General features: G+C 70.6%; 13 protein-coding genes. 5 read left to right on the top strand and 8 right to left on the bottom strand.

The genetic code is table 11. From position 1 onward, the window contains the following. Positions 1 to 32: 32 nt before the first annotated feature. From ACIBK4_RS18400 to ACIBK4_RS18385, 4 genes are all read right to left on the bottom strand, one after another. Positions 33 to 1,604 carry an LCP family protein gene (locus ACIBK4_RS18400; protein ID WP_398995809.1) on the bottom strand — a complete coding sequence of 524 codons (1,572 nt, stop codon included), beginning with the start codon at positions 1,602 to 1,604 and terminating at the stop codon, positions 33 to 35. A 127-nt stretch (positions 1,605 to 1,731) separates the two neighbouring features. After that, the gene (locus ACIBK4_RS18395) at positions 1,732 to 3,459 is read right to left on the bottom strand and encodes an LCP family protein (protein WP_398995807.1); all 1,728 of its coding nucleotides are present in this window, start codon (positions 3,457 to 3,459) and stop codon (positions 1,732 to 1,734) included. Positions 3,460 to 3,673: 214 nt separating this feature from the next. Next, positions 3,674 to 4,858, bottom strand: a complete 1,185-nt coding sequence (locus ACIBK4_RS18390) for an LCP family protein (protein WP_398995806.1) — start codon at positions 4,856 to 4,858, stop codon at positions 3,674 to 3,676. 217 nt (positions 4,859 to 5,075) lie between these two features. Then, complete coding sequence (locus ACIBK4_RS18385; protein WP_398995804.1) at positions 5,076 to 5,813, bottom strand: TIGR03089 family protein; 738 nt, start codon at positions 5,811 to 5,813, stop codon at positions 5,076 to 5,078. A 138-nt stretch (positions 5,814 to 5,951) separates the two neighbouring features. Between ACIBK4_RS18385 and ACIBK4_RS18380 the strand changes: the two genes are divergently transcribed. Both ACIBK4_RS18380 and ACIBK4_RS18375 read left to right on the top strand, forming a co-directional pair. Continuing rightward, positions 5,952 to 7,295 (top strand): peptidoglycan recognition protein, encoded by a 1,344-nt coding sequence (locus ACIBK4_RS18380; RefSeq protein WP_398995803.1) that lies wholly within the window; start codon positions 5,952 to 5,954, stop codon positions 7,293 to 7,295. 153 nt (positions 7,296 to 7,448) lie between these two features. After that, entirely contained in the window at positions 7,449 to 8,531 is a 1,083-nt protein-coding gene (locus ACIBK4_RS18375; RefSeq protein WP_398995802.1) for a sugar phosphate nucleotidyltransferase, read from the top strand. Between the two features lie 169 nt (positions 8,532 to 8,700). Here the strand turns inward: ACIBK4_RS18375 and ACIBK4_RS18370 are convergent, their stop codons facing one another. The 4 genes from ACIBK4_RS18370 to ACIBK4_RS18355 form a co-directional block, all read right to left on the bottom strand. Then, positions 8,701 to 9,705 carry a DNA-3-methyladenine glycosylase family protein gene (locus tag ACIBK4_RS18370; RefSeq protein ID WP_398995801.1) on the bottom strand — a complete coding sequence of 335 codons (1,005 nt, stop codon included), beginning with the start codon at positions 9,703 to 9,705 and terminating at the stop codon, positions 8,701 to 8,703. A 162-nt stretch (positions 9,706 to 9,867) separates the two neighbouring features. After that, positions 9,868 to 11,184, bottom strand: coding sequence for a coenzyme F420-0:L-glutamate ligase (locus tag ACIBK4_RS18365; RefSeq protein ID WP_398995800.1), 1,317 nt, complete (start codon positions 11,182 to 11,184; stop codon positions 9,868 to 9,870). Further along, positions 11,181 to 12,140: a 2-phospho-L-lactate transferase gene (cofD, locus tag ACIBK4_RS18360; RefSeq protein WP_366436571.1), complete on the bottom strand. Its 960-nt coding sequence runs from the start codon at positions 12,138 to 12,140 to the stop codon at positions 11,181 to 11,183. The genes ACIBK4_RS18365 and cofD overlap by 4 nt, the downstream gene beginning before the upstream one ends. Positions 12,141 to 12,195: 55 nt before the next feature. After that, positions 12,196 to 12,705 (bottom strand): cysteine dioxygenase, encoded by a 510-nt coding sequence (locus ACIBK4_RS18355; protein ID WP_398995799.1) that lies wholly within the window; start codon positions 12,703 to 12,705, stop codon positions 12,196 to 12,198. Positions 12,706 to 13,317: 612 nt separating this feature from the next. On the opposite strand from ACIBK4_RS18355, the gene ACIBK4_RS18350 reads away from it, so the two are divergent. The 3 genes from ACIBK4_RS18350 to ACIBK4_RS18340 all read left to right on the top strand — a co-directional run bounded on the left by ACIBK4_RS18350 (position 13,318) and on the right by ACIBK4_RS18340 (position 18,980). Continuing rightward, a complete protein-coding gene (locus ACIBK4_RS18350) occupies positions 13,318 to 13,581 on the top strand; it encodes a WhiB family transcriptional regulator (protein WP_003975777.1) in 264 nt (87 codons plus the stop codon). Between the two features lie 186 nt (positions 13,582 to 13,767). Beyond that, positions 13,768 to 17,496: a glycosyltransferase gene (locus ACIBK4_RS18345; RefSeq protein WP_398995798.1), complete on the top strand. Its 3,729-nt coding sequence runs from the start codon at positions 13,768 to 13,770 to the stop codon at positions 17,494 to 17,496. Further along, complete coding sequence (locus tag ACIBK4_RS18340; protein ID WP_398995797.1) at positions 17,493 to 18,980, top strand: DUF5719 family protein; 1,488 nt, start codon at positions 17,493 to 17,495, stop codon at positions 18,978 to 18,980. Before ACIBK4_RS18345 ends, ACIBK4_RS18340 begins: the two co-directional genes overlap by 4 nt. The last annotated feature ends 18 nt before the right edge of the window (positions 18,981 to 18,998 follow it).

Below are 18,998 nucleotides of genomic sequence, written 5' to 3'. Positions count from 1 at the left end.
CCGAGCACCGCCGCACACGACGACCCGGACTGCTACCAGATGTAGTTCGGGTCGACGTGCATGCACGCCGTGGTGTCCGAACCGTTGAGGGCGTCCGCCGAGGTCGGGGTCTTGTCGTCCGCCGCCGGGGCCTTGTACTTCGTGCCGGTTTTCCAGTCCGCGCCGACGACCAGGGTGACCCCGGAGACGCTCGTGGACTTCTTCACCGCGCTGGTCGGGATGCCGAGGGCCTTGGCGACCCGCTGGGCGTCGCCCTCCAGGTCGGCGCTCGGGTAGCGGACGACCGTCGTGGCCTGGCTGGGGGTCGTCGAGGAGTCGGCCACCGCCTCCTTGAAGCCCTTGCCGACGAGGAGTTGGGCCACCGAGGTCGCCCGCCCGCGCACCGCGCTCGTCGTGTCGGTCCGGGTGCCGTTCTCCACCTGGACGGCGATCTTGTCGTCGGCGGCGGCCGGATCGGTCGGCGCCGCGGTCGCCGTAACCGCCGTCTTCTTCTTGTCCTTGCCGTCCAGCGCGATGTCCTCGCGGACCAGCCGGAACAGCTGGTCGGCGTCCGTCGGTTTGGGCACCACTCGGCCGCTGCTGCCCGAGTACTCCCACGGCATCGTCGTCATGGTGATGCGGTTCGTCGGAACCTTCTTCAGTTCCTTGCTCAGGTCGTACAACTCGGCGACGGTACCGAGGGAGTTGTCGACCGTGAGCGCCTTCGTGGCCGTCTCGGCGAGGCTGCGCAGCTTCGTCGGATTGCTCAGCGTGGCGTTCTCCCGCAACTGCCGGACCATCGAGTTCATGTACTGGTGCTGCGCCTTGGTCCGGGCGATGTCGGTGTCGTCCTCGAAACCGTAGCGCGTGCGCAGCCACTGCAGGGCCTGCTTGCCCTTGACCGCGGTGGTGCCCTTCTTCAGCTTCAGGCCGGAGCCCTTGCCGGAGGAGGTGTGCGAGTAGATGTTGGCGTCCACGCAGACCGGCACCCCGCCGATCGCGTCCGCCATCGACACGACACCCGCGAAGTCGACCATCATGAAGTGGTCGATGTGGATGTCGGTCAGCTTCTCCCAGGTCGCCACCGTGCAGCCGGGGCCGCCGCGGCCCAGCGAGTCGTTCGTGATGACGTCCGTCTCGGCCGCGTACGTCTTGCCGGTGTCCGGGTCCGTGCACTTGGGGATGTCCGTCAGGGTGTCGCGCGGCATGCTCACGACCGACATGTTGGAGCGGTCCGCCGAGACGTGCAGCAGCATCTGTACGTCGGCGCGGGGCGCGGTGTTGAACGTGTCCTTCGCGCCGCCGAGCTCCTGGTTCTCCGCGGAGTCCCGCGCGTCCGAACCGATCAGCAGGATGTTCAACGGCTTCTGCCCGGCCGCGTTGGCCTTGGACTCGGCCGCCCGGTCCTTCTCGTCCCCGATGTTCAGGGGGTCTTTCTTTATGTTGTGGTTGAGGTGCTCGTAATACAGGTATCCGGCGCCGGCCGTCCCGATTATGACCACCGCGAGGACACTCGCCGACCAGCGCAGGGCCCGGCGTCTACGGCCCTTGCGTCTGCCGCCGTCCCCGTCCGCGTCCCCCTTTCCTTCCGACGGTCTCTTCCCGTCCGCCGGCGTGAGCGACATCGTGTCCTCAACCGCCGGCACCTCCCCACGCACGCTCTGAGTCAAGTCCCCACCCCTCCCACGCCGCGCCCTGACACACGGGTCCGCCCCGCGCCCTGTTAGACGCGGAACGGACCCGTGTGGTCACTTACTTGGCGCACTCAACCTTGTCCGCCGTGGACTTCTGGACCCCCTCCGGCGTCGACCCCGCGGTCGAGGTGAGCGGGACGCCGGCCCCCTTGAAGTCCTTGCCCAGGGTCAGCGTCATTGCCGGCAGTCCCTGGGAATTCGTCACGCTCTTGCCCGGCTTCATCGCGGACCCCGAGAGGCCCATGATGGCGGCGAGCCTGCGAGCCTGGTCCGCCTGGTCGGGTGCGTACTCAAGGGTCGTCTTCGCGAGCGCCGCCGGAGCGTTGCCCGCGTTCTCGGACTTGAGCACGCCCTCATCATTCTGCAGCCACGTAAGAGTTTCCTGTGCGCTGCCGGCGACGGCCCCTCCGTTGAGGATCCGCACCCGCACCGCGGAGGCGGCGGACTTGGTGCCCTTGAGCCGGGCGGCCACGGCGGCCTTCTCCTTCGCGGCCTGTTGCTTGACCGCGGTGAAGGAGGTGTCGCTCTTGATCAGCGAGAAGACCTGCGGGGCGGTCGAGTCGTTGAGGACGACCGTCACCGGGGTCTTCTCCGCCGGGTTGTCGACGACCGGCACGGTGGTGAAGGTCAGGTTCTTCGGGTTGAGCTTGCCCAGCTCCAGACCGAGGTCCTTCAGCTTGCCGATGGAGTCGAGGTTGTCGTCGACGGTCAGCGCCTTGGTGCCCGCCTCGGCCAGCTTCAGCATCTTCGAGGGGCTGGTGAGCGTGGAGTTGGACTTCAGCTTCCGCATCAGCGCGCTCAGGAACTGCTGCTGAAGCGTGATCCGGCTCAGGTCACCGCCGAAGCCGACCGAGTGCCGGGTCCGCACGAAGGCCAGCGCCTGCTCGCCCGAGAGATTGTGCGTGCCCTTGGACAGCTTCAGGTGCGAGTCGGAGTCGTCGATGTTCTTGGCCAGACACACCTCGACCCCGCCGACCGCGTCCGTCAGCGTCTTCACGGCGTTGAAGTCGGCCACCATGAAGTCGTCGGCCTGGATCCCGGTCAGTTCGGTGACCGTCCGCACGGTGCAGCTCGCCGTACGGCCGTCCTGGCCGAGGCTGGTGTTGAAGCGGACGCTCGTCGTGCCCGGGATGACCTTGGTCGTGCCGTCCGACTGGGTCGTCTGGCAGTCCGGCACGTCGGTGATCAGGTCACGGGGGATGCTGAGCGCGGTCGCGTTCGAGCGGTCCTTGGAGACGTGCAGCAGGATCGTGGTGTCCGCGTGGCCGACGCTGCCGGCGTCGCCGTAGCCCTCGTTGCCCGCGCCGGTGCGCTTGTCGGTGCCGATGACCAGCAGGTTGATGGCCTTGCCCTTGCTGAAGCCACCGGTGCTCGCGCCGTCGTCGGAGACGGCCGTGATGTTGTCGTTGAGGTGCTGGACGTAGAGGTACGCGGCCGCGGAGACGGCGACCAGCACGAAGGCCAGCCCGCCGCCGGTCCACATCAGGATCTTCTTGCCCTTGGCCTTCTTCTTCACCGGGCGGCGACCGCGCCGGGCCGGGGGCTCCTCGGGCGCGCCCCGCCGTCTGCGCGGCGGCGGCACCTCACGCCCCGGACTCCTCGGGACCGTCTCCCGCTCCGGCGCCGCGACACTGCGGTTCTGCGCAGTGGCTCTACGGGGCCCCGGCACCGCTGACTGCGGTGTGGAAGGAGTCAGTCGCAGTTCGTATTCACCAGTGTTCGGATTGAGTACCCACTGGTCTGCGGGGTCGATGTTGTCCGCCCGCCCACGGCCTTGCGCGTCCACGGTTTACCGAATCCTCCGTCGGGGCCACGCGGCGCCTTCCCCCTCCAGGCGCTCGGGTCTCGTACATCCGGTGCGCAAGCACACAGCCCACCGGATCGCTCACACTATCCGTCCAGTTGAGCGGCAAGTGACTGCGGTGACAAATTCCACGTCCCTACAACCGGTCAATCCGTCCTATTTTTCGGAACAAAAGTTCGTCGACTTGGTGATCGCTTTACCCGCAGGTGTCCTCGGCGGCGGTGTTCCCACGGAACGTGGGCGCGGGCGAGACCCCTGAACTGGGCGCCGTATTAAGGGCGTTTGCGACGGAATCCTGCGGAACCTGCTTCCGCACGGCGACGGTCCGGTCCGCCCGCAGCCGGGCGAACAGTTTTTCGGCCTCGGGCTCCACGAGCTGGTCGCGATTCGCGTTGTAAATGTACGACTCCCGCGGAACGGTGAGGAATTGCACATGTTCGGTAGGGATGTTCCGCAGCCCGCGCACCAGTTCGTACAAACCGCGCAGACTGGCCAATTCCGGATCGGTGGTGAGCGAAGAGGTAGCGGCGTCCAGCACGGGATACAGCTTCACCGGATTGAACAGCACGTCATCGCTCTGCACCTTGTTGACGAGCGCCCCCAGAAACCCCTGCTGGCGGTCCATCCGATCGGTGTCACTCCCGTTCCCGAGCGACTTCCGGGCCCGCACGTACCCAAGAGCCTGCTCCCCGTCGAGCGTGACCTTGCCCGCAGGCAGCCTCAGCCGGGCAGCCTTGTCACGAATAGGACGCTTCAGACAGACCTCCACCCCGTCAACGGCGTCGACCATGTCCTTGAACCCATGGAAGTCCACGACCATGTGATGGTCGATCCGCACGTTGGTCAGCTTCTCCACGGTCCGGATCGTGCACCCCGAACCCCCCACCTGGAACGCGTAGTTGAACATCGCGAACATCGGCTCGGTCCGCGTCCCGTCCGGCCGCAGACACCCCGGCACATCCACCATCAGGTCCCGAGGCAACGACACGGCGGTCGCGCTGCGCCGGTCCGCCGCCAGATGCAACAGGATCGTCGTGTCCGACCGCTCGGTCCCCGAGTCCCGCCCGTACTCCGCGTTCCCGTCCCCCGACCGCGAGTCGGACCCGATCAGCAGAATGTTCTGCGCCCCCTTCACCAGGGCGGTGGGCCGCTCCTTCTCGTACCGGGCGAGCTCGGCGGCGGCAGCGTTGTCGGGCGTGATGTTCGAGTCCAGCTTCGCGTAGACCCCCCACCCGACCCCGGCGGCGGCTACGACGACCACCCCCACCCCGGCCGAGACCCCCCGCACCCACCGCCGACGCCGCCGACGTATGAGCCCCGCCCCGGAAGCGGAGGCCCCCACACCCGGCCCGAGAACGCCTCCTACGGTGTCGTCGAACACGTGCGGTTCCACCCCTCATGGCCGAGTGCGAGCGCGTGGTTCTGCGTGTGGTTCTGCTCTTACGACCATGGCGTGGATGGGGTGGGGAGGCGGGGGATGGTGACCCATTCGGGTGACTGGCCAGCTCCGGGCGACGGGTCGCTTTTAAGGGGCGCGGGGAACTGCGCGACCAGCCCCCACCGGCCGAAACTCGCCAAACAACCCGCGCCACCCCCTCTCAGAGGCGCGAATCAGTCACCCGCTCACTCTCAACCCGCTTGGCCAACGACTCCTCGCTCAGCTGATCGAGATTCCGGCACAACACCACGGACCCCCCGGAGGAGAGCGGCGCATACAACCCCGAGCTCAACCCCTCCCACGTGTCATACGACAGCCCCGACAACACCCGAGCCCCCGCAACCCCGTCGACCCGAGCCTGCTCAACAACCTCGCCCCCCGTGAACTCCCGCCCACCGACGACCAACGCAAGCTCCTCAGGATCCACCGGCGAGAACGCAACAAACCGATCCCCCTGCCCCGGCACCTCAACGGCATAGTCGACAAACCCGGCCGGAGTCTGCGGAAACCTCCCCCCGAGCGGCCGCAAGGCAAGAGCAACCCGCTCCCCACCACAGGCCCGAGCCGCGTCCAAGGACTCCGGCCCACTCACCACCACATCGGCGACGGCAGGGTCACCCCCCACGTCAGCGACCACCCCCACGGACGAACACGCCAACAACCACACCGCCGTCTGCCAGTGCGCCGGCAACAACACCGAGACCCGATCACCGGGCCCGGCCCCAAGATCCCCCTGAAGCAGATTCGCGGTCTTGGCCACCCAATTGGCGAAGGTGGCCACGGACAATTCGACACGTTCCCCCGTGGCATCGTCGTAGAAGGTCACCAGGGGACGGCCGGGATCCGCGCCAAGCGCGGAACGCAGCAGGTCGGCAGGGGTGCGATCGATGGCGTTCACCCGCGCAAGCGTACGGGGACGCCCGCCGACGCCGACCCTCGCACCGGGTGCCGGACCACCGGTTCGGACGAACCGCAGCCGACGGTCCGTCAATTCCCGGATGGGCAGATATGTATGACTATGTTCAGAATCAGGGGCATGCGTGGATTCCTTGCTTCCTCGATCGGCGTCACCTGTGCGGCCGCACTGGCCCTCCCGCTCACCCTGCCCGCGTCCGCGGCACCGTCCGCGGCGCCGGCGACGCAGTCGACGAGCGGCGCGAGACCCGCGTCGACGACCGCCGCCGCCCCGGACCTCCCCGGCAGCACCCAGTCGCTGCCCCTCACCCCCCGTACCCGCGACCGCACGTTCGGCGCGGCCCCCGAACAGGGCCTCACCCGCGCCGACGTGCACCGCTTCTCCCTCGTCGGCGTCACCTGGGCCGACCCCGACACCGAACTGCACGGCCGGGTCCAGGTCCGCACCCGGGCCACCGCCACCGGCGACTGGTCCGGCTGGCAGGACATCGACACCCACAACGAGGACCACGGCGCCGACCCCGGCACCGCCGAACGCGACTCCGGCCACGTCCACGGCTCCACGGCCCCGCTGTGGGTGGGCGACTCGGACGGAGTGGACGTACGCGTAAGAGCGGACACGGCGGAGACACGGACCGTAGGAAACAACAGTGAACCGGCGTCAGGTCTGCCCACCGGACTGCACCTGGAACTGGTGGACCCGGGCGCGGCACAGGCCCCACTCGCGGGCGCCCGAGCAACCACCAACCGCAGCCACAACCGCACCGCCACCCCCCGCCTCGCCGCCACCGAGCTCCCGGCGCTGAGCAAGCAGGCCACGGAACGGGAGCTGGTCGCCCTGGGCCACAAGGCGCAGCCGTACATCGGCCCGCGCCCGCGGATCGTCACCCGGCACGGCTGGGGAGCCGACGAGAAGCTGCGGGAGAAGGGGTTCGTGTACACGAAGAAGGTCAAGGCGGCCTTCGTGCACCACACCGCGACCGGCAACAACTACCGCTGCTCGCAAGCGCCTTCAGTCATTCGCGGTATCTACCGCTACCACGTCAAGAGCAGTGGCTGGCGCGACATCGGCTACAACTTCCTCGTCGACAAGTGCGGGACCATCTACGAGGGCCGCGCCGGGGGAGTGGCGAAGGCGGTCATGGGCGCCCACACCCTCGGTTTCAACACCAACAGCATGGGGATCGCGGTCCTCGGAACCTTCGGCAGCGCCAAACCGTCCTCGGCGGCAGTGACCGCCATCGCCAAGCTCACCGCCTGGAAGCTCGGGCTCTACGGAGTCAATCCGCGCGGCAAGACATACCTGAAGTCCGGTGGTGGCAATCTCTACCGAAAAGGAAAGAACGTACGACTCAATGTGATCTCCGGCCATCGGGACGGGTTCGCCACGGAGTGCCCAGGACGGCAGCTCTACGGCAAGCTCGGCTCGGCCCGCTCCACATCGGCCCGGTACCAGGGCCGCTGACCGGGCGGACCGACAGGTGGGGGGCCGGAGAAGGGTCTGCGGAACACCTGCGCCGCCGCACAGAGACGCGCGGCGGCGCAGATCCACGGTCTGCATACACTGGCCGGCCGAAAAAACCCTTCGGCCGGTCCCGGCAGGAAGCAGAGACGACAGGTGACAGAAGCGATCCTCCTGGTCGGCGGCAAGGGCACCCGGTTGCGCCCGCTCACGGTGCACACCCCGAAGCCGATGGTCAGGGCGGCGGGGGTGCCGTTCCTCACGCATCAGCTGGCGAGAGCGAGAGCGGCGGGCGTGGACCACATCGTCCTGGCCACTTCCTATCTGGCGGAGGTGTTCGAACCGCACTTCGGTGACGGTTCGGCCCTCGGCCTCCACATCGAGTACGTCACGGAGGACGAGCCCCTCGGCACGGGCGGCGCGATCCGCAATGTGGCCTCGCGCCTCCACTCGGGTCCCGACGACCCGGTTCTGATCTTCAACGGCGACATCCTGACGGGCCTGGACATCCGGGCCCTGGTCCGCACCCACGAGACAACGGGCGCGGACGTCTCCCTCCACCTCACGAAGGTCACGGACCCGCGCGCGTACGGCCTGGTCCCCACGGACGGGACGGGCAGGGTCCTGGCCTTCCTGGAGAAGCCCCAGACCCCCGAGGAGATCGTCACCGACCAGATCAACGCGGGCGCCTACGTCTTCCGCCGCTCGATCATCGACACGATCCCGGCGGGCCGCCCGGTCTCGGTGGAACGGGAGACATTCCCGGACCTGTTGGCAGCAGGAGCCCATCTCCAAGGCCTGGTGGACTCGACGTACTGGCTGGACCTCGGCACCCCGGCGGCCTTCGTCCGAGGCTCGGCGGACCTGGTCCTGGGCCGAGCCCCGTCCCCGGCGATCCCGGGCCGCTGCGGCGACCGCCTGGTCCTTCCTACGGCCCGGGTCGCCGCCGACGCCAAGCTGACGGGCGGCACGGTGGTGGGCGAGGGCGCGTTCGTGGCGGAGGGCGCGAGGGTCTTCGGCTCGACGATCCTCCCGGGTGCGGTGATCGAACCGGGCGCGGTCATCACCGACTCCCTCATCGGCACCCGGGCCCGAGTTGGCGAACGCTCCGTCCTCACCGGCACGGTCATCGGAGACGGCGCGATCATCGGCGCCGACAACGAACTCCGGGACGGCATGCGGGTGTGGTGCGATGCGCGGATTCCGGCGGGGGCGGTGCGGTTCTCTTCTGACCAGTGAGGGGGTTGGGGGTGCCTGGGGGGTGCCTTCTAGGTGTGTCGGCTCGGTAGTGCGGTGCTTCTAGGCCTACCGAGTCGGGTGGTGGGTGGGCATAGGCCTGGGGATCTGGGGGCGGAGCCCCCAGGGACGGCAACCGACGCCCGCCCCGGCAACCGACGCCCCCGGCACCTCACAACGCCCCGATGTCACCCCGAGGCATCTTCGGCGCCCGCCGCGCAGGCGTACGCCCGCTCAGCAGAATCAACCGCGCCGCCCGATGCCGCTGCCCCGCATACGGCTCCAGCAACGACAACATCACGGAGTCGTCCGCGTCCCGGTCCCCGGCCAACGCCCACCCCACGATCCCCGGCAGATGCAGATCCCCCACGGTCACCGCATCCGCCGCCCCATGACTCCGCTGCACGGTCTCCGCGGACGTCCACGGCCCCACCCCCGGCACGACCTCCAACCGAGCCCGCGCATCCTCCGCCGACATCGACACCGCCTGCTCAAGCCGCGCGGCAACCCGTACGGCACGCAGAATCGTCGAGGCCCGCTTGTCGTCGACCCCGGCGCGATGCCACTCCCACGACGGAATCAACGCCCACGCACGCGGCGCAGGCATCACCCACATCCGCCCCCCGACAGGCCCGGGCGCCGACACCCCGAACTTCCGCACCAACAACCGCCAGGCCCGATACGCCTCGTCGGTCGTCACCTTCTGCTCCAACACCGACGGAATCAACGACTCCAGCACCAGCCCGGTCCGCGTCAACCGCAACCCGGGCCGCCGATGCTGAGCGACGGCCACGAGCCGATGCCGGGGCACGAACGCGCCAGGATCGTCAGCGGCACCCAGCATCTCCGGCAACCGCTCCAACAACCACTCCGCCCCGGGCCCCCAGGCCTCCCCGCGCACCTCACTCCCGTGCGCGGACACCCGCAAGGTCCCCGGCCCGACAGGCGTAAGACTGGCCCGCCACACGGACCCGTCGGCCATCGCCCGAAACGTGGGATCCCCGGGCCCCCGCCGCAACGGCCCGAGCACGAGCCCGAGATCGAGCGCTCCGTCCGGCGCCCAACTTCGCACCCGTCCCGCTGCCGCCGAAGCCTGCCGAGGCACACCCCCAGGCACGACAACATCCCCACCCCGCACAGTCGTACGAGTGGGCCGAGGAGCAAAACGTCCGGCCACGGCGAGTTCCAGGGGTGAGATGAGAGGCCTGAGAGTGTGACGAGCCTAGGCGGTAGCGCCCCTTTCAGGGGCGCGGGGCTGTGTCTATGTGCGGCTCCGCCGCGTGGGCGCGCTCAGCCCCCACCGACCCGCACTCGCATACGACCTCCCCCCAACGGCGCTTCACCGCACCTCGATAAACGCCCCCGCATCCCGCTCAGCCCGAGCCGCAGGCGACCCGGCCGCATGCCCAACCGCAATCGCCCCCATCGGATCCCACCCCGACGGCAACCCCAACACATCCCGCACAACATCCCGGCAGAACATCGTCGAGGAAACCCACGCCGATCCCAACCGCTCCCCGGCCAGCGCCACGAGAAAGTTCTGCACCCCCGCCCCCGCAGCCACCACGAACATCTCCCGCTCCGCCCCGTCCCGCCGCACATCCCCATACGTGTGCGACCCGTCCATGACGAGACACGGCACCACGAGATACGGCGCCCCCCGCAACACATCCCCGCGCCGCACCCGCTTCGCGATGGACTCCTCGGACTTCCCGTCCCGCCGCAGATCCGCGACCCAGGCATCCCGCATCGCATCCAGCAGCGAGGTCCGGGACTCCGCGGACTCCAGCAGCACGAACCGCCACGGCGTCGTGTGATGCGGCGCAGGCGCGGTCACGGCCGCGGCCACGGCCCGCCGTACGGCACCGGGATCGACCGCCTCGTCCGTGAAGGCCCGCACCGTACGCCGCTGGGTCACCGCCTCCCGTACCGCCTCCGACGTCCCGAGCCGGAACATGTCGTCACGCCCGCCCCGCACCATGGCCCGCGCGCCCGACTCGTCATCCTCAGAGGTCACGACATGCGGCAGCCCGCGCACCACGGCGACGGGCAGCCCGGCAGCCTTGCCCTTGACGAGATCACCGGCGGCGGCCAGTTCATCCGCCGTTGCCACGACCGTCGCGCTCAGCGGATTGCCGTAGGCATCCACACCCCCGCGCAGATCGTCCAGCACACGCACCCCGGCGGCGCCGATCGCGACGTCCGTGAGCCCCGTGCGCCACGGTCGCCCGAAGGTGTCGGTGACGACGACGCCGACGGTGACGCCGAGCGCGTCCCGCAGCCCGTCGCGGATCGCGCGCGCGGACGCGTCCGGGTTCTCGGGCAGCAACAGCACGGTCCCGGCAGGGGTGTTGGAGGCGTCGACGCCGGCGGCGGCCATGATGAGCCCCTGCCGGTTCTCCACGATCCGCAGGGCCCCGCGCCGCGCCACGACCCGTACGGTCTCGGCGTCGATCGCGGCCTCCCGGTCGGCCGCTTCTACGATCCGCCCCTCCGCCTTGGACACGATCTTCGAGGTGACGAGGAGCACGTCCCCGTCGACGAGCCCCGGCTCGGCGCCAGCGATCAGCTTGGCGAGGTCGTCGCCCGCCGCGACCTCCGGCATCCCGGGCACGGCCCAGACCCGGTACCCCTCCACGGGTGCCACCTCGCTCATGCCGCCCGCACCTCCTCCGCCAACGCCAGCGCCTCCCGCGCCATCCGCGCGGTCGCCTCGGTGTCGGTCATCATCAGCGGTACGGCCCGACAGCGGATGCCGGCCGCCTCGACGTCCGCTACGGAGGCGGCGTCCACGGTGTCGACGAGCCAGCCGTCGAGCAGCCCCGAGCCGTAGTGCTCGGCGACCGCCGTGGCCGTGGACTCGACGCCCACCGCCGCGAGGACCTTGTCGGCCATCCCGCGCACGGGCGCGTCCCCGACGATGGGGGAGAGGCCGACCACGGGCACCCCGGCCTCGGCGATCGCCTCCCGGATGCCGGGCACGGCGAGGATGGTGCCCACGGAGACGACCGGGTTGGACGGCGGGAAGAGGATGACGTCCGCCTCCGCGATCGCCTCCAGGACCCCGGGCGCGGGCTTGGCCTGCTCGGCCCCGACCGGCACGACCGCCTCGGCGGCGACCGACGCGCGCAGCCGGACCCAGTACTCCTGGAAGTGGATTACCTTGCGCTCGCCGTCCACCTCGACGGCGACATGCGTCTCGACGCGGTCGTCGGTCATGGGGATCAGCCGTACCCCGGGCTTCCACCGGTCGCACAGCGCCTCGGTGACCGCGCTCAGCGGGAACCCGGCGCCGATCATCTGGGTCCGCACGATGTGCGTGGCGAAGTCCCGGTCGCCGAGCCCGAACCACTCGGGTCCGACCCCGTACGCCCCGAGCTCCTCCTTGAGGTGGAAGGTCTCGTCGGCCCGGCCCCAGCCCTGCTCCTCGTTGATGCCGCCGCCGAGCGTGTACATCACCGTGTCGAGGTCCGGGCAGACCTTCAGCCCGAAGAGGTGGATGTCGTCCCCCGTGTTGCCGATCACCGTGATGTCCGCGTCCGGCACGGCCTGCTTGAGACCGCGCAGGAACCGGGCACCACCGATACCGCCTGCCAGAACCACAATGCGCATGGGGACAAGTCTCGCAGGCGGGTCTGACAACGCGGCAGGCAGTCACCGCATCGCGTCAGGCGGTCACGGCGTCGACCGCTTCCGACCCGTTGCGCCGCGCGCACGCCGTGTGCATCGGCATCTCGGTCAGGCCCGGGAAGTAGACGTGCAGGCTTATGGCCGGTTCGAGGGTGTCGTTGACGACCTCGTGGACGTACCCCGGCGCGAACACCCGCTGCGCGCCCGCCCCCAACGCGCGCGTGCCCCGCTCGGTGCGCTCGGTCAGGGTGCCGTCCAGGACGGTCAGCACCCCGGAGGAGCGGCCGTGGTCGTGCAGTCCGCTGCCCTGTCCGGGCACCCAGGACAGCAGCCACACCTCATAGCCGGGGCCCGTGCTCAGCCGGTGGTACCAGCGGGTCGTCGCGTCGTACTCGACGAGGTGCTCCCACTGGGCGCGGTCGGCCGCGACGGAGCGCGCCAGGCCGACGAACTCGGCCACGGTGGACGGGTGTTCGCGCGGCGGCTGGAGGAGGTGCGGGACTTCGAGGATGTCGCCGGCGATCTGGAGGTCGCTGTCGCTGTTCATGGGGGTGCGGTGGTTCCTCGGCGTAAGTAAGCAACGGCGGGGGCTGGGTGTCACCAAATGAAGAGAGGCGCGTACGGCTGGAGCGAGTGGGCTCAACAGCCGGAGCAGCAACAACAGCTACAGCGAGCGTGGGCAGCACCGAGGGACCCGGCGGTGCGGGTCGAGGTGAGTGCCGAGTTCGCGAGCATGCCCACAAGGACAGCGGTTCACACCCGCAGTGTCAACTCGACGCCCGGTATGTGGGACATGTTTCACCTCATCCGGTTCATCTCCGAGATGAAAGGTTTGTTCAGGCGTCTACCGGGACACATGGCGCACAACCGGGCGCACAAACCCCAGTGGAACGAGATCGAACTCCTGGGCGTCCTCCCCCGTACAGGCTCCGTCTCGGGGTAGGAGGCGCTCGGGGGGTCTCCTCTGCTTGTCAAGGTTTATGCCGATTTGAACACTTTCCGCTAGCCCTTGGTTCCGCAGAGTGAATAAGGGGCCCAATAGCAGATCTCGGCTTGACTCGCCCGGAGCAGCACACTTGTAATTTCACTCGTGTCGTTCAGCCGACATCGGTAACGGCGGCCACATCACGGGGACGCGAAAGACAGACGAGGGGCGCACATGACCGAGCTGGTGCAGCAACTGCTGGTCGACGACGCGGACGAGGAACTCGGCTGGCAGGAGCGCGCGCTGTGCGCCCAGACCGACCCCGAGTCCTTCTTCCCCGAGAAGGGCGGCTCCACCCGCGAGGCCAAGAAGGTCTGCCTGGCCTGTGAGGTCCGCTCCGAATGCCTCGAATACGCCCTCGCCAACGACGAACGCTTCGGCATCTGGGGCGGCCTCTCCGAGCGGGAACGCCGTCGGCTCAAGAAGGCCGCCGTCTGAAGCCGGACGGCACACCTCGGGACATACCTCGGGACCTACCGAACGGCCCGTCGCAGCTGGGTTATCCACAGGCGGCGGGCCGTCGCCATGCCCAGCCGATAGTGTGGGCGCTCGTCCGAGACGTATCGCTGTCCCCTCGGGACGCGGTCGTCCACCGCAGTCCATCGAACCGGGGCCCGTACCTCGATGTCCGTGCAGAGCCACACGGCAGGCCAACACGACGCTGCCACTCCTGAGTTCCCGCGTCACGTGGTGACCGCGGTGCTCGTCTCCCACGACGGCGCCCGCTGGCTGCCCGACGCGCTCGCCGGGCTGCTCGGCCAGGAGCGCCCCGTGCAGAGCGTCATGGCCGCCGACACCGGCAGCGCCGACGACTCCGCCCAGCTGGTCACCGACGCCCTCGGCGCCGACCGCGTGCTCCACCTCGCCCGGCGCACCGGCTTCGGCCAGGCCGTCGAGGAGGCCAACCGCACGTCGCCTCTGCTGACCCCGGACGAGCTGCCGTACCTGAAGCGCCCCAGCGGCTGGGACCCCGTCACGCGCACGTGGCGCGACGACGCCTACGACATGCCCGAACTCCCGTACGGCGAGCCCGTCCAGTGGCTGTGGCTGCTGCACGACGACTCCGCCCCGGAGCCGGACGCCCTGGCGCAGCTGCTGCGGGTGGTGGACCAGGAGTACGAACTGGGCCGCGACGACGTGGCCGTCGTAGGCCCCAAGCTGCGCGGCTGGTACGACCGGCGGCAGTTGCTGGAGGTCGGCGTCACCATCGCCCACTCCGGCCGCCGTTGGACCGGCCTGGACCGCCGCGAACAGGACCAGGGCCAGCACGACCACGTACGGCCCGTGCTGTCCGTGTCCACCGCCGGGATGCTGATCCGGCGCGACGTCTTCGACGAACTCGGCGGGTTCGACCGCCGGTTGCCCCTGATGCGCGACGACGTCGACCTGTGCTGGCGCGCCACCGCCGCCGGCCACCGCGTCCTGGTCGCCCCCGAGGCGGTCGTCCGGCACGCCGAGGCGGCCTCCCGCGAGCGCCGCGCCGTCGACTGCGCGGGCCGCACCGTCGCCTCCCCGCACAAGGTCGACAAGGCCGGCGCCGTCTACACCCTGCTCGTCAACAGCCGTACGGCTGTGCTGCCCTGGGTCCTCTTCAGGGTCGTCGTCGGCACCCTGCTGCGGACCGTCGCCAACCTCGTCGGCAAGGTCCCCGGACAGGCCCTCGACGAGATCCGCGGCCTCCTGGGCACCCTGCTGCGCCCCGAGCGGATCCTCGCCGGCCGGCGCAGGCGCTCCGGCGCCCAGATCGACAAGGCCGAACTGCGGCCCCTGTTCCCGCCGCCCGGCGCGACCGTGCGGGCCACCTTCGAACAGGTCGCCGGAAGCTTCGTCGACACCTCCGACCCCGAGATCACCTCCGGAGCCGGCCGGCACGGCGGCGCCGTCGAGTCCGGACCCGGCGGCGACGACGCGGACTTCCTGGAGATCGAGCAGTTCGCGCGCGTGAAGCGCATCGCCCGCAAGCCGGGCCCGGTGCTGTTCCTGGTGCTGTTGCTCGTCTCGCTCGTCGCCTGCCGCGACCTGCTCGGCAGCGGCGCGCTCACGGGCGGCGCGCTGCTGCCCGCCCCGGGCGACTCCAGTGAGCTGTGGTCCCGCTTCCTGGACTCCTGGCACCCGGTCGGCGCCGGCGGTACCCCGTCCGCGCCGCCCTACCTCGCGCTCGTCGCGATGCTCTCCTCGCTGCTCTTCGGCTCGACCGGCCTCGCGGTCACGGTCCTGCTGGTCGCCTCGGTCCCGCTGGCCGGGTTCACCGCCTACTTCGCGTCCCGCCCGCTCGTCGAATCGCGCCTCCTGCGCGCGTGGGCGGCCGTCGTCTACGCCTTCCTGCCCGCCGCCACCGGCGCCCTCGCGGGCGGCCACATCGGTACCGCCGTACTCGCCGTACTGCTCCCGCTGATGGCCCGCGCGGGCATCGCGGCCAGCGGTCTGACGCACTCCTCCGGGGCCCGCGGCAGCTGGCGCGCCACCTGGGCGTACGCCCTGCTCCTGACGATCACCACCGCCTTCACGCCGATCATCTGGCCCATCACGCTGATCCTCGGCATCGCGCTGCTGGCCGTCCGCCGCGGCGACCTCGTCGGCTACGGCCCGCGCTTCCTGGCCCAGTACGGCACCCCGCTGCTGATCCTGGCCCCCTGGTCGCTCACCCTGCTCCCGTTCGGCTTCTTCCAGCAGGCGGGCCTGGAGTTCGGCTCCGGGTCCGCGTCCCCCCTCGACCTGCTCGGCGCCAGCCCGGGCGGCCCCGGCACGGTCAGCGGCCTGATGCTCATCGGCATCGTCCTGGCAGCCCTCGCCGCCCTGCTGCGCAGCGAGCGTCAGTTCGGCATCTGGACGGCCTGGGGCGTCGCCCTGGTGGGCCTCGTCTTCGCCGTCCTGTCCAACAGCTCCACCTGGGCGGGCCCCGCGACCCTCGTCTACGGCCTCGCCCTCCTCGCCGCCGCCGCGCTCGGCGCCGACGGGGCACGCGCGCGTGTCGCCGAGCAGAGCTTCGGCTGGCGCCAGCCGGTCGCCGTGCTGATCGCCTTCGCCTCGGCCGCGGGCCCGCTGCTCGTCGCCGCCGGCTGGATGATCCGCGGCGCCGACGGCCCCCTGGAGCGCCACGACCCGACCCAGGTGCCCGCGTTCGTCGCCGAGGAGAGCGGCACCCAGGACCAGGCCCGCACCCTCGTCCTCGACAGCGACTCCGCCGCCCACGTCGGCTACATGCTGGTGCGCGGTTCCGGCGCCCGCATGGGAGACGGCGAGTTCGCCGCTGCGGACGGCGAGAACACCAAGCTCGACAAGGTCGTCGCCAACCTCGTCGCCGGCTCCGGCGCCGACCAGGCCGACGAACTCGGCGGCTTCGCCGTGCGCTACGTCCTCGTCCACAAGGGCGCGCCCCGCGAGGTCAGCCGCGTCCTGGACGCCACCCCCGGCCTCAGCAGGCTCAGCCAGGCCGACGGCAGCGCCCTGTGGCGGGTCGACGAGGAGGTCTCCCGCGCGGCGATCGTCGCCGGAACCGCCGCTCCGAAGCCCGTCGCCGCCGGACCCGTCGACATCCACACCAAGATCGCGTCCGGCGCCACCGGCCGCGTCCTGCGCCTCGCCGACTCCGCCGCCGCGGGCTGGACGGCCACCCTGGACGGCAAGCCGCTCACCCGCACCACGGTCGACGGCTGGGCCCAGGGCTTCGAACTCCCCGCCTCCGGCGGCACGTTGGACGTCACCTACGACGACCCGATCGGGCACACCGCCTGGCTGTGGACCCAGGGCGCACTCGCCCTCGTCCTCGTCGTGCTCGCCCTCCCGGGCCGCCGCCGCGAGATCGACGACGACCTCCCCGAGGAGGAGCTGATCCCGGCCCAGGCGGTCGCGGGCGAGGGCCGCCGGGCCCGCCGCCTGCGCGCCCAGGCGGAGGCCGAGACCGAGACCGCCGACCAGACCGACGAGACCGCCGACACCGGGCAGTTCGACGCGTTCGCCGCGGGCGCCACGCCTCCTCCGGAGGAGGAGGCCGTCGCCGCGATCCCGCAGCAGCAGTCCTACGGAGAGTGGGACGCGGCGAGCTACGCGGGCGCCGAGTACGGCACCTACGGCGGCGAGCAGCAGTACCAGACCAACGAGCAGTACCCGGCGGGCACTTACGACCAGTCGTACCAGGCGGACCCCTACCAGGGCGGTCAGCCCGGCCAGTACGACCCGTACGCCTACGGAGGCCAGCCCCAGGCACCGGCCTACGACCCGACGTACGACCCGGGCTACGACCAGAACCAGGGCTACGACCCGAACTACGACCCCGCCTACGACCCGAACTACGACCCGGCCCAGCAGCAACAACCGCACGGCAATGAGCGCCCCGACGGGAGCCAGCAGTGAACCGCCCCGCCCTCTCCCTCCTCGCCGGCGTGGTCGCACTCGCCGCCGTCACCGGGTTCGCCGAGATGAAGTCACCGGCCGCGTCCGGCGCCGGCACCGCCAAGGCGGCCGCCCAGCTGCCCGTGGAGCGCACCAGCCTGCTCTGCCCGGCGCCGAGCACCTCGGACCTCGCCGACACGTCGTACACGTCCTTCACGCCCGTTACCGAGGGCACGGACAGCAGCGGCAAGGCCGAACTCCAGTCCGGCACTGAGGAGTCGGGCGACGGCACGAGCAGCAAGAAGAAGCCCGCCAAGCCCGTCCTGGAACCCAAGGACCCCGGCACTCCGGCCACCGGCGACAGCTCCGGCGCCGACTCGCCCGCGCTGCTCGGCACTGCCGAGGGCAAGTACGCGCCCGGGTGGACCGTCCAGGAGACCACCGAGGTCGCCGCGGGCAACGGCCGCGGCCTCCAGGGCGTCAACTGCACCGCCCCGGACACCGAGTTCTGGTTCCCGGGCGCCAGCACCGCCACCGGCCGCACCGACTACGTGCACCTCACCAACCCGGACGACTCCGCCGCCGTCGTGGACATCGAGCTCTACGGCAAGGACGGCGACCTCAAGTCGACGGTGGGGGAGGGCATCACGGTCGAGCCGCACGCCAGCGAGCCGATCCTGCTGTCCACGCTCACCGACGCCCAGGAGACCGACCTGACGGTGCACGTGAGCGTGCGCAGCGGCCGGGTCGGCGCGTCCGTGCAGGCCCTCGACGCCAAGCTCGGCGGCGACTGGCTGGCCGCGTCCACGGACCCGGCGGGCAGCCTGGTCATGCCGGGCATCCCGAAGGACGCCACTTCGGTGCGGCTGATCGCCTTCACGCCGGGCGACTCGGACGCCGACCTGAAGGTGCGGCTGTCGTCACCCACGGGGATGATCACGCCGGCCGGGAACGAGACCGTGCACGTGAAGGCGGGCATGACGACCGCCGTCGACCTGGGCGACGTCACGCGCGGCGACCCGGGCTCCCTGGTCCTGACCCCGACCGACCAGTCCGTGCCGATCGTCGCCGCCCTGAAGGTCGTACGCGGAAAGGGCAGCAAGCAGGAGACGGCGTTCATCCCGGCGACGAGCGCGGTCGGCACGCGCGCGACGTCCGCCGACAACAGCGCCAAGGGCTCCACGCTGTCCCTGGTCGCTCCCACCCGCACCGCCACGGTCAAGGTCACCGCGTCGGCGGGCAGCGGCGGCGGTACGCCCGTCTCGAAGACGTACACGATCAAGGCCGGTACCACCGAGGACGTCGAACTCCCGGTCCCCGCAGGCCTGAAGGGCACCTACGCGCTCACGGTCGAACCGCAGTCGGGCGGCCCGGTGTACGCGGCCCGGACGCTGGCGGCGACCGAGGAGGGCGTCCCGGGCTTCACGATCCAGACGCTGCCCGACGACCGGGGGACGGTGTCGGTGCCGCAGACGGACGAGGACCTGTCGGTGCTCCAGAAGTAGCGGTTGGCGGCACGCGCG

This window comes from Streptomyces sp. NPDC050528 (assembly GCF_044457795.1).
In the GTDB taxonomy this organism is placed as follows: domain Bacteria; phylum Actinomycetota; class Actinomycetes; order Streptomycetales; family Streptomycetaceae; genus Streptomyces.
Note: the sequence above shows the minus strand (reverse complement) of the source record. Positions and strands in the feature narration are given on the sequence as shown.

What these genes read in the sequence shown, in the direction of transcription:
- ACIBK4_RS18400 (WP_398995809.1), bottom strand. Translation starts at nt 1,604, where the DNA reads ATGTCGCTCACGCCGGCGGACGGGAAGAGACCGTCGGAAGGAAAGGGG.
- ACIBK4_RS18380 (WP_398995803.1), top strand. Translation starts at nt 5,952, where the DNA reads ATGCGTGGATTCCTTGCTTCCTCGATCGGCGTCACCTGTGCGGCCGCA.
- ACIBK4_RS18365 (WP_398995800.1), bottom strand. Translation starts at nt 11,184, where the DNA reads ATGAGCGAGGTGGCACCCGTGGAGGGGTACCGGGTCTGGGCCGTGCCC.
- cofD (WP_366436571.1), bottom strand. Translation starts at nt 12,140, where the DNA reads ATGCGCATTGTGGTTCTGGCAGGCGGTATCGGTGGTGCCCGGTTCCTG.
- ACIBK4_RS18355 (WP_398995799.1), bottom strand. Translation starts at nt 12,705, where the DNA reads ATGAACAGCGACAGCGACCTCCAGATCGCCGGCGACATCCTCGAAGTC.
- ACIBK4_RS18350 (WP_003975777.1), top strand. Translation starts at nt 13,318, where the DNA reads ATGACCGAGCTGGTGCAGCAACTGCTGGTCGACGACGCGGACGAGGAA.
- ACIBK4_RS18345 (WP_398995798.1), top strand. Translation starts at nt 13,768, where the DNA reads ATGTCCGTGCAGAGCCACACGGCAGGCCAACACGACGCTGCCACTCCT.